15 protein-coding genes and 1 pseudogene are annotated in these 13,610 nt (G+C 70.9%); 9 read left to right on the forward strand and 7 right to left on the reverse strand.

Annotated elements, in window-relative coordinates:
- Window positions 1-88: 88 nt before the first annotated feature.
- From ACZ6MZ_RS02085 to ACZ6MZ_RS02095, 3 genes and pseudogenes are all read left to right on the forward strand, one after another.
- The gene (locus tag ACZ6MZ_RS02085) at window positions 89-550 is read left to right on the forward strand and encodes an RNase A-like domain-containing protein (RefSeq protein ID WP_469349232.1); all 462 of its coding nucleotides are present in this window, start codon (window positions 89-91) and stop codon (window positions 548-550) included.
- A 27-nt stretch (window positions 551-577) separates the two neighbouring features.
- Window positions 578-1,138 (forward strand): hypothetical protein, encoded by a 561-nt coding sequence (locus tag ACZ6MZ_RS02090; protein WP_469349234.1) that lies wholly within the window; start codon window positions 578-580, stop codon window positions 1,136-1,138.
- Between the two features lie 59 nt (window positions 1,139-1,197).
- A pseudogene (locus ACZ6MZ_RS02095) lies at window positions 1,198-1,302 on the forward strand (RNase A-like domain-containing protein); the annotation flags it as partial.
- Between the two features lie 39 nt (window positions 1,303-1,341).
- On the opposite strand, the gene ACZ6MZ_RS02100 reads toward ACZ6MZ_RS02095, so the two are convergent.
- Window positions 1,342-2,217, reverse strand: coding sequence for a glycosyltransferase family 2 protein (locus ACZ6MZ_RS02100; protein ID WP_469349236.1), 876 nt, complete (start codon window positions 2,215-2,217; stop codon window positions 1,342-1,344).
- Window positions 2,218-2,500: 283 nt separating this feature from the next.
- Here ACZ6MZ_RS02100 and ACZ6MZ_RS02105 point away from each other — a divergent pair, with 283 nt between their 5' ends.
- Complete coding sequence (locus ACZ6MZ_RS02105; protein ID WP_384179169.1) at window positions 2,501-3,361, forward strand: helix-turn-helix domain-containing protein; 861 nt, start codon at window positions 2,501-2,503, stop codon at window positions 3,359-3,361.
- 62 nt (window positions 3,362-3,423) lie between these two features.
- Complete coding sequence (locus ACZ6MZ_RS02110; protein ID WP_384179171.1) at window positions 3,424-4,212, forward strand: SAM-dependent methyltransferase; 789 nt, start codon at window positions 3,424-3,426, stop codon at window positions 4,210-4,212.
- On the opposite strand, the gene ACZ6MZ_RS02115 is transcribed toward ACZ6MZ_RS02110, so the two are convergent.
- From ACZ6MZ_RS02115 to ACZ6MZ_RS02140, 6 genes are all read right to left on the reverse strand, one after another.
- Window positions 4,185-4,805: a hypothetical protein gene (locus ACZ6MZ_RS02115; RefSeq protein WP_469349238.1), complete on the reverse strand. Its 621-nt coding sequence runs from the start codon at window positions 4,803-4,805 to the stop codon at window positions 4,185-4,187. The two genes, ACZ6MZ_RS02110 and ACZ6MZ_RS02115, sit on opposite strands and share 28 nt — an antisense overlap.
- A 185-nt stretch (window positions 4,806-4,990) precedes the next feature.
- The gene (locus ACZ6MZ_RS02120) at window positions 4,991-5,566 is read right to left on the reverse strand and encodes a hypothetical protein (protein ID WP_389782246.1); all 576 of its coding nucleotides are present in this window, start codon (window positions 5,564-5,566) and stop codon (window positions 4,991-4,993) included.
- 329 nt (window positions 5,567-5,895) lie between these two features.
- Window positions 5,896-7,347: a flotillin family protein gene (locus ACZ6MZ_RS02125; RefSeq protein ID WP_384179176.1), complete on the reverse strand. Its 1,452-nt coding sequence runs from the start codon at window positions 7,345-7,347 to the stop codon at window positions 5,896-5,898.
- Window positions 7,348-7,412: 65 nt separating this feature from the next.
- A complete protein-coding gene (locus ACZ6MZ_RS02130) occupies window positions 7,413-7,928 on the reverse strand; it encodes a hypothetical protein (RefSeq protein WP_469349243.1) in 516 nt (171 codons plus the stop codon).
- Window positions 7,929-8,075: 147 nt separating this feature from the next.
- Window positions 8,076-9,146 (reverse strand): PucR family transcriptional regulator, encoded by a 1,071-nt coding sequence (locus tag ACZ6MZ_RS02135; RefSeq protein ID WP_469349632.1) that lies wholly within the window; start codon window positions 9,144-9,146, stop codon window positions 8,076-8,078.
- 38 nt (window positions 9,147-9,184) lie between these two features.
- A complete protein-coding gene (locus tag ACZ6MZ_RS02140; RefSeq protein WP_469349245.1) occupies window positions 9,185-9,934 on the reverse strand; it encodes a 4'-phosphopantetheinyl transferase family protein in 750 nt (249 codons plus the stop codon).
- A gap of 114 nt (window positions 9,935-10,048) precedes the next feature.
- Between ACZ6MZ_RS02140 and fabG the strand changes: the two genes are divergently transcribed.
- The 4 genes from fabG (at window position 10,049) to ACZ6MZ_RS02160 (ending at window position 13,606) form a co-directional block, all read left to right on the forward strand.
- Entirely contained in the window at window positions 10,049-10,795 is a 747-nt protein-coding gene (gene fabG / locus ACZ6MZ_RS02145; protein WP_384179182.1) for a 3-oxoacyl-[acyl-carrier-protein] reductase, read from the forward strand.
- Complete coding sequence (locus ACZ6MZ_RS02150; RefSeq protein WP_469349247.1) at window positions 10,792-11,580, forward strand: thioesterase II family protein; 789 nt, start codon at window positions 10,792-10,794, stop codon at window positions 11,578-11,580. The genes fabG and ACZ6MZ_RS02150 overlap by 4 nt, the downstream gene beginning before the upstream one ends.
- A 32-nt stretch (window positions 11,581-11,612) precedes the next feature.
- On the forward strand, window positions 11,613-12,548 hold the full coding sequence (locus ACZ6MZ_RS02155) for a TauD/TfdA family dioxygenase (protein WP_469349248.1): 936 nt from the start codon (window positions 11,613-11,615) through the stop codon (window positions 12,546-12,548).
- A gap of 83 nt (window positions 12,549-12,631) precedes the next feature.
- On the forward strand, window positions 12,632-13,606 hold the full coding sequence (locus tag ACZ6MZ_RS02160) for a TauD/TfdA family dioxygenase (protein WP_469349249.1): 975 nt from the start codon (window positions 12,632-12,634) through the stop codon (window positions 13,604-13,606).
- Window positions 13,607-13,610 lie beyond the last annotated feature (4 nt).

Below are 13,610 nucleotides of genomic sequence, written 5' to 3' on the forward strand. Positions count from 1 at the left end.
CGAGGCGGCATCCTCGAACCGCACCGCCCACACATCCGCAAGCGGGCGCCGCAGCTCAGACCCGCCAGGGCCTGCCGCCAACGAGTACATGGAGAACGGCCACACCCTGGACAAGCATGTCGGCAAGACGGACGAGCAGCTCGCGCAGCGCTTGCGTGACCAGCAGTCGAACGGCCCGACGCAGGCATGGCCGTACGGCAAGCCGATGCCCAGCGGCTCTTCGGCCTTCCCGAACTACCAGCGGGCGGAGGAGCTGACCGAGCACAACCTCAACAAGAACAAGGCCGCCATCGAGGCGTGGATCAAGGGCCCGCCCCCGCCGCCCGACGGTGATGTTAAGTCGTTCTACGCGACGGCGCCCAACGGCGAGACCAGCGGCCGCAGCGTGAGCAAGCAGCCGACGGACCCCAACGACCCGCTGTCGGGGTACAAGCAGGGCGGCCTGAACGCCAAGGCGTCCGACGTGAACGGCATCGACACGCGGATCCGGTACGACAGCAGCCGCACCCCGCCATTCACCGTCATGACGTCGATGCCCTCCAAGTCCTAGCACCCCGCCGAGAAAGGCCAGCACCACATGTCCGTCGACCAGACGTCCTGGGAAGCCGCGGTACGCCACCTGTACGAGGACGCGTACCCGTACGACGCCACGGGCCCGCGTCGCCACCAGGACTGGATCCTCGACGTCCTCGCGCTGATGGCCCGGATCCCGGACCCGCGGGGCTGGGCCGGTCTCGACGATGCGGCGCGGGATCCGGAACGCGAGGGGTTCCCCACGTATCCCTTCGCCGTCCACCCCCCGGAGTACGTCGCGGAGCGTCTCCAGGAGATCGACCGGAAGAGCGCCGAGAACCTGCTCCTGGCCCTCACGGACGACAGGTGCACCCTGTCCAACCTGGCGCGCTTCACGGAGAGCGAGGAGGAGCTGCGGGCGATGGCGCGCACGATCCTCGCGCGTTACGGGGACGGGGCCGGCTATCACACCAACATCAAGATGCCCGGCCACGTGCGCGGCACGCTCGACTTCACGACGTCCAGCTGGGCGTACAGCCCGCTGAGCGTCTACTCGGAGGACTGCGGCCTCGTCATCGTGTCGGACACCGAGGTGGGCATGTTCTGGAATTTCTCCGACTACTGATCCGCCTGCCGATCCGTACGAGCGCGGCTCCAGAGCAGGCGATTTGGGAGGATGCCCCCGTGCTGACCCGTTCCGCTTCCTATCCCGACCGGGAGACCGCCCAATGGGCCACCCAGCAGGTGGTGACCACCAACGAGCAGGTCATCCACCGTTGGCTCGCCCAGCACCGGGTACCCCTCGGTCCCGGCCCGCAGGCCCAGGACCTAGATGACCGGGGGGCGGCCCAGGGCTGTCATGCGGCGGACTGTGCGCCAGCGCATGGGGCGGCGGGAGCCGCAGGCTGTTCTTACGCCCTCGAAGAATCCGCCGAACCAGGCCCGTAGTCCGCTCGCCGAGCGCGTGCGGGCCACCGTGAGCAGGATCCAGGTGCCGAGGTAGACCGGCACGAGGAGCGCGGGGAGGTGGCGGCGGGCCAGCCAGACTCGGTTGCGGGCGGTCATCCGGTAGAACTCGGCGTGCCGGGCGGGGGAGGTCCTGGGGTGCTGGAGCACGAGCTCCGGCTCGTAACGGATCTTCCAGCCCGCGTCCAGCGCGCGCCACGCGAGGTCGGTCTCCTCGTGCGTGAAGAAGAACGCGTCGGGCCAGCCGCCGGTCTCTTCCAGCATCGGCATGGACAGCGCGTGTCCGCCGCCGAGGAAGGTCGTCACTTCCCCGCCGCGCATCGGGTCGTCGACGCGCAGCCGGGGTACGTGCCGCCGCTGGGTGAAGCCGGTCTCGTCGGCGATACGGAAGCTGACGATGCCGAGCCGGGGGTCGGCCTCGTACAGATCGGCGATCCGGCCGATGACGTCGGACTCGATGAGCAGGCCGTCGTCGTCCAGGTCCACGAGGATGTCCACGTCGCCGTACTCACGGAGCTTCTCCATGGCGACATTGCGCCCGCCGGAGACCCCGAGGTTCTTCTCCAGCTCCACCCCGATGACCCCGTCGGGCAGATTGGGCAGCGGCGAGCCGTTGCCGACCACCACGACGCGCGCGGCGGCCTCCTGCTGCCCGGCCACGGAGTCGAGCAGGGCTCGCAGCTCGACGGGCCGGGTTCCCATGGTCAGCACGGCCACACCCACACGCGGTCGGGACACGTCCAGAACACTCCAGCTCTCATCGGCGGCGGATGATCGATGCTAACCGGCGGTCGCCATCCGCTGGTCACTGGAAGGTATCCCTATAGATGCCATGGGTTCACCTTTACGCTCCGTAGTGGCGCGACCCCGGGGCCTGTCGTGCGCGGGAGCGTGGGGCGGGAGCGCTCCCGTACGGCGCGTGGCCGGAACGCATCGTGTGATCCAGAACTACCGGCTGCGGCGTACACGTGTCACAGCGCTTGTGGCAGACTGCCCGGATGGTGGTGCTCGGAGGTGGCGCGTGAGTGAGCCGCGTTCTGCTCCGACGATCGGTCAACTCGTCCTCAGCAGACAGCTCCAGGCCCTTCGCGAGCGCGCGGGCCTCAGCCGTGAGCAGGCGGGGAAGCTGCTCCGGGTGGCCGCCGCGACCGTCCGCCGGATGGAGATGGCCGAGGTCGGGCTGAAGATCCCGTACATACAGATACTTCTGCCCGCGTACGGCTTACCCGAGGACGAGGCCGCCACCTTCCTCGCCATGGCCGACGAGGCCCGTAAACCCGGCTGGTGGCAGAGCTATCACGACGTCCTGCCGGACTGGTTCGGCGGCCATGTCAGCCTCGAACAGGCCGCCAAGACCATCCGGGCCTACGAGCCGCACTTCGTGCCGGGACTGCTCCAGACCGAGGACTACGCCCACGCGATCCTCACCTTCGGCGAGGTCGGACGGCACGATCCCGCCCGGATCGACCGCTTGGTCGCGCTGCGGATGGAGCGTCAGGCGCTGCTCGTCCGCTCCAGACCTCCGGCCTTCTGGGCCGTGATCGACGAAACCGTGCTGCGCCGCCAGGCCGGCTCGACCGCCATCATGCGGGAGCAGATCGATCATCTGCTGAACATGACCGAACTGCCGAACGTGACGCTTCAGATCGCCGAGTTCGCCTCAGGCCATCACCCGGGCACCTACAGCCCGTTCGTCCTGTTCCGCTTCGCCGTCCCCGAACTGCCCGACATGGTCTATGTCGAATACCTGACGGGCGCGCTCTACCTCGACAACACGCGCGAGGTATGGGAGCACATGGAGGCGATGGACCGCATGGTGGCCCACGCGGAGACCGCACGCCGCACCCGAGAGATCCTCATCGACTTCCGTAAAGAGCTGTGAGTACACGCCCACGGCCGCTTACGGCGGTGCCCCACTTGTTCGGACACGCAACGGAGTTCCCCATGACGGCAGCCAGCCCCAAGCCCCAGGTCGACACCAGCAAGCCGCACCCGGCGCGGGTGTACGACTATCTCCTCGGCGGCAAGGACAACTACCCGGTCGACCACGAGGTGGCGCTGAAGCTGCCCGAGGCCTCCAAGATGGACGCCCGGCTGAACCGGGCCTTCATGCACCGCGCCGTCGCCTGGGTGGCGCGTAGCGGCATCGACCAGTACCTCGACATCGGTACGGGAATCCCCACCGAGCCGAACCTGCACCAGATCGTCCAGGGCATCGCACCCGCGTCCCGCGTGGTCTACACGGACAACGACCCCATCGTCCTGCGCCACGCGGAAGCCCTGCTGATCAGCACGCCGGAGGGCGTCACCGACTACATCGAGGCGGATGTACGCGCGCCGCAGGAGATCCTCGACCACGCCCGCGGCCTGCTGGACTTCGACCGGCCCATCGCGCTGTCCCTGATCGCCCTCATGCACTTCCTCCCCGACGACGACGACCCGTACACGATCACCCGCACCCTGGTGGACGCGCTGCCGTCCGGCAGCTGTCTGGTGTTCTCGCACGGGACCGCCGACTTCCAGCCGGAGAACCTGGTGGGCCGGGTCACCGGCGCGTACGGAAAGGGCGGCATATCGCTGCGGCTCCGTACCCGCGCCGAGGTCCAGCGGTTCTTCGAGGGCCTGGACATGGTCGACCCCGGGCTGGTGACGGCCCCGCGGTGGTACAAGGAGTCGCCGGCCCCCGCGAACGAGCACAGCTCCTTCTACGTGGGAGTGGGCCGCGTCCGCTGAGACCGGTCCCGGCCGCCCGGAGCGGTGCGCGCGGGGTCGAGAGCGGTGTGGTCCTGCGGCCGCTCCTTGACCAGTACGTCGAAGAGGGCGCGGCCGGCGACCATGGCGCTCCGCATGGTCTCGGCGTCGGCCGTGCCCGCCGCGGCCTGCTGGGCCGCCTCGTGCAGCCGGCGGCCGCCCTCCACCTGCTCCGGGTGGTGCACGGACAGGGCCTCGAACTGGAGGTCCCGGGACTCGGCCGGGAAACCGCGGCCGGTCGCCAGATGGCTCAGCAGCTGATTCGCCTTGGCCGCGACCGCGCCGGGGCAGTCGATGAACTGCTCCTGGAGGCCGTCCCACTGGGCCGCGTACTGCTCACGCTCCTGTACGGACAGGCTCTTGACGCGCAGACCACGGAAGCGCCGCAGGCGCCGGTTCAGCTCCCGCCCTGCCGCCTTGCTGTTCCCGCCGTGCCGGGCGGTGACCCGGTCGAACTCGGATCCGAAGCGGCGGCGTACGTCGCGGGTTCCGGCCTCCTTCACCGGTCGCGCGAGCAGCAGCGCGATGACGATCGCCACCGCCACTCCCAGGATGGCGAGGGTGGTCACGGACATGGTCCCGCCTTTCGCAGTGCCTTCCTCACGCGCGCTCACACGGCCTCACGCGAGGCTTCTGTCTGCTACAGCGGGTTACCGCCGGGCGGGATCGTAAACGCTTTCCGTGATCTCCGGTGTGACGAAGCGGTCCGCCCGGGTCGTGCCCGGGTGGGCCGCTTCGCCGTGCGGCGCGGGTACGGGTGTTACGCCCGGTGGAGCTTCCAGTCGGCCACGTTCTCCGCGCGGTTGTAGTACGCGTTGGTGCACACGTCGTACTTGCCGCCGGCCGGGCCGTGCCCGTTGGTCTCCAGGAAGCCGCCGTTGTCGGCGTACGTGTTCCACAGGTGGATCACGTCGCCGATGCGGATGTTCTGGTCGCCGGGGCTGGAGGTCTGGGCGAAGACCCGCCAGCGGCCGGTGCCGCTGCCGGGGGCGCGGTCCCTGTCCTTGGAGGTGGAGACGTTGTACTTGGCGCCCGCGGTCTTCTGGTCGGCGCCCGCGTGCCCGTTGGTGTCGAGGTACCCGCCGTCGCCGCCGTAGAGGTTGCGCAGCTGGATCAGGTCCCCGCTCGCCACGGGGGTGCCGGCGGCCTTGTCGGTGGCGGAGAGGACCTCCCAGGTGCCGGTGCCGGCTCCGCGGGTAGGTGAGTCCGCGGTGGAGACCGCGTACTTGCCGCCGGAGTCGCTGCTGTGCCCGTTGGTATCCAGATAGCCGCCTGCCCAGTTGTTGTACGCGTTCTGCAGGTGGATCCGGTCGCCGTACTTCAGCTCATTGGCCATCGATACTCCCCTTGATCAGTTGCAGCCGTGTGCGGGCAGCGGCAGACCGATTGCGCTGGTCAAAGCGCCGCTGCTGGTGATCCTCACGGTCCGCACCGGTGACACGCCCGGCCCGACGGCTCACACCGCCCGATCGGGTGGGCGTGGGAGCGGGAAGTTGACCTTCCACGCGCGCTCCTCGAAGGGCGACCCGGGAGACAGCACGGAGGGGGCCCGGCCGGCTCTTCGCCGACCGGGCCCCCTCCGTGCCACATACGTCTACGTCCCAGCGCGTCAGCGCGTCAGCGCGTCAGCGCGTCAGCGCGTCAGCGCATCAACGCGTCAGGCCGTTAGTCCGTGACCTCGACCCGGCCGTTGCCCACGCCGCCCTTGGGCTCCGGGGCCGCCACGGCCGCCGCCGCGGGTACGGCCGTCCTGCCCGCCGTCATGCCCTTCAGCAGCGCCGCGAGGTCGACTCCCGTGGTGGAGCTGAGGAGTTCGACGCCCTGGGCGACGTTGTCCGCGACGGTACGGGCCAGCTGCCCGGCGCCGTCCGTGGAGATCACCGTCATCTTGTCCACCGCGCTCAGCGGCTCGGACGCCTTCGCCACCACCTGCGGCAGCACCTCGACCAGCATCTGCAGCACGGCCGCGTCGCCGTACCGCGCGAACGCGTCGGCCTTCTTGTGCATCGCGTCCGCCTCGGCCGCACCCCTCGCGGCGATGGCGTCGGCCTCCGCCTCGCCCTCGATCCGTACCGCCTCGGCGAGCGCCGCGCGGTGCGCCTTCTCGCCCTCACCGGTCAGCCGGGACCGTTCCGCGTCGGCCTCGGCCTGCTTGACCAGCGCGATACGCCGGGCCTCGGCCTCCTGCTCGGCCTGGTAGCGCGCCGCGTCGGCGGGCTTACGGACCTTGGTGTCGAGCTCGCGGTCGGTCAGCGCGGCCTGGCGCTGGGCGACCTTCTCCTGCTCCATGAGCACGTCCTGCTCGCGCGCCGCCTGGGCCAGCGGCCCCGCGGCGGCCGCACGCGCCGCGGCCTCGTCCGTCTCGGCCTTGATCTCGGCCTGCTTCAGATAGAAGGTCCGCTGCGCGATGGCGATCTCTTCCTCGGCCTTCAGCCGGGCCTGCTCGGCGGCGCGGCGCGCCACCGCCTCGGCGATATCGGCTTCCTGCTTGGCCCGTGCGGCCTCGGGACGGCCGAGGTCCTCCAGATACGAGCCCTCGGTGGTGATGTCCTGGATCTGGAAGGCGTCCAGCACCAGCCCCTGCCCGGACAGGCTCGCCTCGGCCTCCTCCGCGACCTGCCCGGCGAAGGCCGCCCGGTCGCGGATGATGTCCTCGACCGACATACGGCCGACGATGGAGCGCAGCGCGCCCGACAGCACTTCCTGGGTGAAGCCGACGATGCCGCCCTGCTGCTGGAGGAACCGCTGGGCCGCGGCCCTGATGGAGTCCTCCGTGCCGCCGACCTTGACGATGGCGACGCCTTCGAGATTGGCCTTCACCCCGCGCAGCGTGACCGCGCCGCGCACGGCGACCGGAATGTGCCGGCTGGACAGGTCGAGCGTGAACTTCTGCTGGACGAAGGGCACGACGAAGACTCCGCCGCCCACCACGACCTTCTGGCCGCTGGTGTCCATGGACACCCGGCCGGTGGTCGGGTCGGTCGACTGCTTGCCGCGCCGGCCGGTGACGATGAACGCCTCGCTGGGCCCGGCGACCTTGTAGCGCGTGATGACGACGAGTGCCAGCAGGACGACGAGTACGACGACCCCCAGCACGGCTATGACGACTGGACTCATGGGCTCTCTCCTTTGCCTTCCGGCGGACGGCCGAATGCCTTCCGGGGGACGGCGGATCAAATGGTTCAGCGCTGGACGGGGCGCACCGAGACGGAGGTCGCCGACAGCGTGGCTTCCACCCAGATCTCGGCGCCGTACTCCACAGGCTGTGCGCACTTGGCGGCGAACTTCACCGGCTGGCCGCCGAGTCGCAGCAGCACCTCGCCGTACCCGACGGCCGGTATCGCGGTGACCACGGTGCCCGCGGTGCCCACGAGGTCGTCGCCCCGCGGTGTCGCCACGGTCTGGTCGCGCATCAGTGCCCGGCTGAACTTCCAGGTCAGCCACGCGGCCCCGGCACCGGCCGCCGCCCCCGTGACGGCGGCCGGTCCGGCGCCGAGATCCGTCGTACCCAGCACGATCGCTCCGCCGAAACCGAGCATCGAGACAAATCCGGCGATCACCGGCAGTGACAGCAGACCGTCGAAGAGCCCGTCCAGCACCCCTACCCCGTCGAAAAGCCCTTCGAGTATCCCGTCGAAGACCAGCGACAGGGCGAGCAAGACGATGCCCGCGATGCCGAGACCGAGAAACAAGGTCATCGGATCCCCCTCCCCCGCTGCGGCCGATCCCCTCGGCCAAGGTGATGATCCCACCCATATGCGTCATCGCACATTGCCGGTTTCCGGCAGTCTTAACGCGTTCTTAATGCCGACCCGCTGTCGGCCACCGGCACGGCAGCGGGCAGGTCAGAACGTGGTGGCGGGCCAGCCCAGCAGCCTGGCCCCGATCACCGCCGTCTGCAGGGTGTAGCGGTGTACGGGATCGGCGGGGTCGGCGCCGGTGAGCCGGTGGATTCTCTCCAGGCGGTACGTCAGGGCCCGTACGCTCAAGGACAGCCGCCGCGCGGCCTCCGCGGCCACACACCCCGCGTCGAAGTAGGTGGTGAGTGTGTCGATGAGCGGCTGGGCGCCGCCGCGCGCCGCCTCCAGCGGGCCGAGCGCGCTGAGCACCAGCTCCGTCATGGCCTGCCGGTCACGGGTGAGGACGGGGTAGACGAGCAGGTCGGAGGCGCGCAGTACGGGATCGTCCAGGTCCAGCCGCTCGGCGAGGTCGAGGACGTTCAGCGCCTCTTCGTACGACTGGACGACCCCGCCCACCCCGGGCCGCGGGCGGCCGATGGCGACCCGGCCGCCGTCGGTGGCGGCGAACGCCTGCTTGGCGAAGTAGCTGAGCACCTCGTCGTCCTGGTCCCCCGGCGCGACGCACACCAGCCGGCCGGTCTTGGTGGTGAGCAGAATGCTGCGGTCGCCGAACCTGCTGATCAGGGCCTGTTCCACGGCGCGCGGTACGGCGTCCCCCTCGTCGTACGCCGCCGCGCCCTCGGCCACCGCCACCGCATGCGTGTGGGCGAGCCGCAGCCCGAACCGCTCGGCACGCTCCGCCAGCCGTCCCAGATCACTGCGCCCGTACAACAGGTCGTCGATGAACTCCCGGCGCGCGGCCGCCTCCTGATGTACGGCCACGCGCTGCGCCCGCTCGTACCCTTCGGCGAACGCGTCGACGGCCTGCTCCATGGCGGCGAGCACGCTGTCGGCCGAGTCCGTGCCGGGCCAGTGGGCACGGGCCGCGGCGAGATGCGCGCCGACCAGGGCGCGCAGTCCGTAGCCGGCTTCCGCGGCCTGCTCGCCGAGTGTCCTGCGGTCCTGGATCTCGTCCCGGGTGAGCCGGCGGCCGGTGGCGGCGACGGCTTCGAGGAGGTGCGCGTACCCCGACAGATAGTCGTCGGGTATGCCGTGCCCGTGCCCGTGCCCCGTCATGCCCGCCCCCGGATTGCCGCCGAACCGATGGCTCATTTCTAACGTATGGCGTGCGCGCGACTGTCCCCGGCGGGCACCGCGGGTACGGGGGGTACGGCGGGCACCGCGACGGCGGTGACGGCGAGGCCGTCGCCGACCCGCCAGCGGCCGGTGAAACCGGTGAGCGGGATACCGGCCACGGTGGGTCCTGGGACCAGCAGGGCGGCGGTGAAGGTGCCGTCGGGGTCCAGGGCGACCCGGGCCTCATGGAAACCCAGCCACTGCCGGGTGAGCGGATACCAGGTCTTGTAGACGGACTCCTTGGCGCTGAACAGCAGCCGGTCCCAGGGGATGTCAGGATGCCCGGCCGCCAGCTCGTCGAGTGCGGCGCGTTCACCCGTGTCGGCGATCATCGCCAGCACATCGGGATCGCGCAGCGGCTCGGCCGGCTCGGCGTCGATTCCGAGGGCCGCCACCGCGCTGGTTTCGGCCACCGCCGCCGCGCGGTAGCCGACGCAGTGCGTGAGGCTGCCGACGATCCCTTCGGGCCAGCCCGGTGCGCCACGCGGGTCGGGCAGGATCGGCGCGGGCGGTAGGCCCAGCCGGGCCAGCGCGGCGCGGGCGCAGTGCCGCGCGGTGGTGAACTCCTGCCGCCGCTTGGGTACGGCCCTCGTCAGCAGGGCCTCCTCCGCCGGGAACAGGACGGCCCCGGCGCTGTCGTGGAAGGTGTCGACGACGGTGACCCGCGCGGGGAGCAGCGGTGCCAGCAGGCCCGCGCCGACCGGAGCAGGTGGGGGAAGCGAGGTCATGACCGCTCACCGTACCGGCGGTGAGGGGCTCCGCGACGGCCTTGCTGGAGACCGTATAGGCCACGTATAGCCGCCAAACGCACGCTCGACCCATTCGAACGAATGGAGGGCGGCATGTCCGACCAAGAGGCACAGGTCGCACTGGTGACCGGCGGCTCGCGCGGCATCGGCCGGGCGGTGGCGACCCGGCTCGCGCGAGACGGTTTCGACGTGGCGATCTGCTACCGGTCGGACGAAGCCGCCGCGGAGATGGTGGAGAAGGAGATCAGGGCCGTGGGGCGGCGGGCGCTGATCCGCCGGGTCGATGTCGGCGACCGGACCGAGGTCAGGGGCTTCGTGGCCGACACCGAGTCGGAGCTCGGCCCGGTGTCGGCGGTGGTGACCTCCGCCGGTATCACCCGTGACCGGCCGCTGGCACTGATGTCGGACGACGACTGGGACTCGGTGCTGCGTACCAATCTCGACGGTACGTACAACGTGCTCCGCTCCGTGGTCCGCGCGATGATCCGGCGCCGGTCGGGAACGGTGGTCACCCTCTCGTCCGTGGCCGGGGTCGTCGGGAACGCGGGACAGACCAACTACTCCGCCTCCAAGGCCGGGATCATCGGCCTGACCCAGGCGCTGGCCAAGGAGTTCGGCCGGTTCGGCGTGCGGGCCAACGCGGTGGCGCCCGGGTTCATCGACACCGAGATGGTGGCGGGCGTGCCGGAGGCGGTGGCGAAGGAGGCCCTGACCCGGATCCCGCTCGGGCGGTTCGGTACGCCCGGCGAGGTGGCCGCGCTCGTGTCCTATCTGGCCTCCCCGCAGGCCGAGTACATCACCGGCCAGGTCTTCCGTATCGACGGAGGCATGGCGCTGTGAGTGCTCCGGAGATCTGGTTCCGCAGGTACGCGCGGACGGACCGGCCGCGGCTGCGGCTGGTCTGCTTCCCGCACGCCGGCGGCAACGCCCAGCTCTTCCACGGCTGGCCCGCGCGGCTGCCCGCGGACATCGAGGTGCTCGCCGTCCGCTACCCGGGCCGGCAGGAGCGGCTGTCCGAGCCGTGCGTCGAGTCGATGGACGAGCTGGCCGGCCGGATCTCCGGGGCACTCACCCCGTACCGCGATCTGCCGCTGGTGTTCTTCGGGCACAGCATGGGCGCCGCGGTGGCCTACGAGGTGGCGGCGCGGCTGGAGGCGGGCGAGGGCGCGGCGCGGCTGGAGGCGGGCGAGGGCGCGGGCCCGGTCCTGGTCATGCTCTCCGGCCGTAACGCACCGCACCGCACGCCCCGTACGGCCCTGCACCGGGCCGCCGACGAGGTGCTGGTCGCCGGGGTGTCCCGGCTGGGCACCCTGGGGGGCGACCCGTACGCCGTCCCCGAACTGCGCGAACTGCTGCTGCCGGTGCTGCGCTCCGACTACCGGCTGATCGAGACGTACCACCCGGAGAACCCGGTGCGGCTGCGCGCTCCGGTCGTCGCGTACCAGGGGGACCGGGATTACGGCTGCTCCCGCGAACAGGTGCTGGCCTGGCGGGAGCTGACCACGGGCGGCTTCGCCCTGCGGTCCTTCCCGGGAGACCACTTCTATCTCGCCCCCCGGGAGGCGGAGCTGACCGCCGACATCGCCGGGCGGCTGGCGGACATCCCGTCCGGACTGACGATCTGACCACTGACGGCACGACCGAGAGGAGCAGCCCCGTGACGCATTCCGAGACATGGGCGCCACTGGAGATCGAGGCGAAGGGCGAGGGCGGGACAGCCGAGCTGCTGACCCGGCTGGCGGAACTGGAGCTCGGCCTGTCCGGGACTCTGGTGAAGGAGAAGGGGCTCGTCTTCCGCGGGTTCGGCATCACCCCGGACACCCTGGACGCGGCGCTGGACCGGCTGCTGCCGAACCGGCTCGCCTATGTGCACGGAAACTCCCCGCGCACCAAGGTCGGGGGCAACGTCTACACGTCGACGGAGTACCCGCGCGAGTTCACCATCTCCATGCACAACGAGATGAGCTACGCGCACGCCTGGCCGGCCCGGCTGGCGTTCTTCTGCCAGATACAGCCCGGTGGCGGCGGCGCCACCCCCGTGCTGGACGCCGCCCGCTGGCTGGCCGTACTGGACCAGGAGGTGCGCGACGCCTTCGCCGACGGCGTCCGCTACGTACAGAACCTGCACGACGGCTATGGCCTCGGCAAGAGCTGGCAGGACACCTTCGAGACCTCGGAGCGCGCGGAGGTCGAGGCCTTCCTGAAGAACGCCGGCGCGGAGTGGGCCTGGCGGCGCGACGGCAGTCTGCGCGTCGAGTCCCACCGCCCCTCCACCACCAGGCACCCGGTCACCGGCACCGAGGTCTGGTTCAACCAGGCCGATCAGTGGCACCCGGCGGGGCTCGGCGACGAGACCGCGGCCGAGCTCGCCACGATCCTGTCCGAGGACGAGCTGCCGCAGTCGGTGACCTTCGCCGACGGCAGCGCGATCCCCGCCGAGTACGTCGCTCAGATCCGCGACCGGGGCCTGGAGGCCGCTGTCGACGTCGACTGGCGAGCCGGCGATCTGCTGCTCATCGACAACGTGCTGCTGGCGCACGGCCGCCGGCCCTTCACCGGCGACCGCCGCGTCCTGGTGGCGATGTCCGACTAGGTCCTGTCCTGACTCGAGCCCCGCCCGCTGCGCCGACTCCCCGACGACACCCCGAGACTCCCCGACGACAGAGCGAGTTGATCATGACCATCACCTCGGAAGAGGTACCCGCCGGCTGGGCGGGGAGCGGCACCGTACCGGGAGTGCGCCGGCCCGACGCTCCCGGCACCGGGATCCACGGCTACATCGCCGAGCACCGCGCCGAGCTGCGCGAGCTGCTCGCCGCGCGCGGCGCGCTGCTGCTGCGCGGGTTCGGGGTCGGCGGCGTGGACGGCTTCGACGGAGTCGTCCGGGCCTACTCCGGTACGCCGCCGCTGGTCTACGCGGAGCGCTCGTCGCCCCGCAGCACCATCAAGGGACAGGTCTACACCTCGACCGACTATCCGCAGAACGAGGAGATCTTCCTCCACAACGAGAACTCCTACCAGGCGGTCTGGCCGCGGACGCTGTACTTCTACTGCGTCGAGCCGCCGGCCACCCGGGGCGCCACTCCGCTCGCCGACATCCGGCAGGTGCTCGGGGCCATCGACCCGCAGGTGCGCGAGGACTTCGAGCGGCGCGGGTGGCAGGTCGTACGGAACTTCCACGCCGGGTTCGGAGTGCCCTGGCAGGAGGCGTTCAACACCTCCGACAAGGACGCCGTGGTGGCGTACTGCAAAGAACGCAGGATCGAGGCCGAATGGCGGCCCGACGGCGGTCTGCGCACCACCGCGGTCCGGCAGGCGGTGCACCGCCACCCCGTCAGCGGCGAAGAGGTGTGGTTCAACCACGCCACCTTCTTCCACGTCAGCACGCTCGCCCCGGAGGTGGGTGCCGGGCTGCGCGCGATCTTCGCCGATGAGGACCTGCCCACGAACACCTTCTACGGCGACGGCGAGGCCATCCCGGACGAGGTGACGGACCATCTGCGCGCCACGTACCGGTCGGCGGCCGTCCGCTTCGACTGGCAGCGCGACGACGTGCTGGTCGTCGACAACATGCTGGCCGCGCACGCGCGCGAGCCGTACACCGGGCCGCGGCGGATCGCCGTGGCCATGGCGGAGCCGTCGGAGGCCTGACGGC

It is taken from the genome of Streptomyces sp. NPDC042201 (assembly GCF_055582185.1).

Coding starts and splice junctions, on each gene's coding strand:
- ACZ6MZ_RS02085 (WP_469349232.1), top strand. CDS start 89: ATGGAGAACGGCCACACCCTGGACAAGCATGTCGGCAAGACGGACGAG.
- ACZ6MZ_RS02090 (WP_469349234.1), top strand. CDS start 578: ATGTCCGTCGACCAGACGTCCTGGGAAGCCGCGGTACGCCACCTGTAC.
- ACZ6MZ_RS02110 (WP_384179171.1), top strand. CDS start 3,424: ATGACGGCAGCCAGCCCCAAGCCCCAGGTCGACACCAGCAAGCCGCAC.
- ACZ6MZ_RS02115 (WP_469349238.1), bottom strand. CDS start 4,805: ATGTCCGTGACCACCCTCGCCATCCTGGGAGTGGCGGTGGCGATCGTC.
- ACZ6MZ_RS02120 (WP_389782246.1), bottom strand. CDS start 5,566: ATGGCCAATGAGCTGAAGTACGGCGACCGGATCCACCTGCAGAACGCG.
- ACZ6MZ_RS02125 (WP_384179176.1), bottom strand. CDS start 7,347: ATGAGTCCAGTCGTCATAGCCGTGCTGGGGGTCGTCGTACTCGTCGTC.
- ACZ6MZ_RS02130 (WP_469349243.1), bottom strand. CDS start 7,928: ATGACCTTGTTTCTCGGTCTCGGCATCGCGGGCATCGTCTTGCTCGCC.
- ACZ6MZ_RS02135 (WP_469349632.1), bottom strand. CDS start 9,146: ATGACGGGGCACGGGCACGGGCACGGCATACCCGACGACTATCTGTCG.
- ACZ6MZ_RS02140 (WP_469349245.1), bottom strand. CDS start 9,934: ATGACCTCGCTTCCCCCACCTGCTCCGGTCGGCGCGGGCCTGCTGGCA.
- fabG (WP_384179182.1), top strand. CDS start 10,049: ATGTCCGACCAAGAGGCACAGGTCGCACTGGTGACCGGCGGCTCGCGC.
- ACZ6MZ_RS02160 (WP_469349249.1), top strand. CDS start 12,632: ATGACCATCACCTCGGAAGAGGTACCCGCCGGCTGGGCGGGGAGCGGC.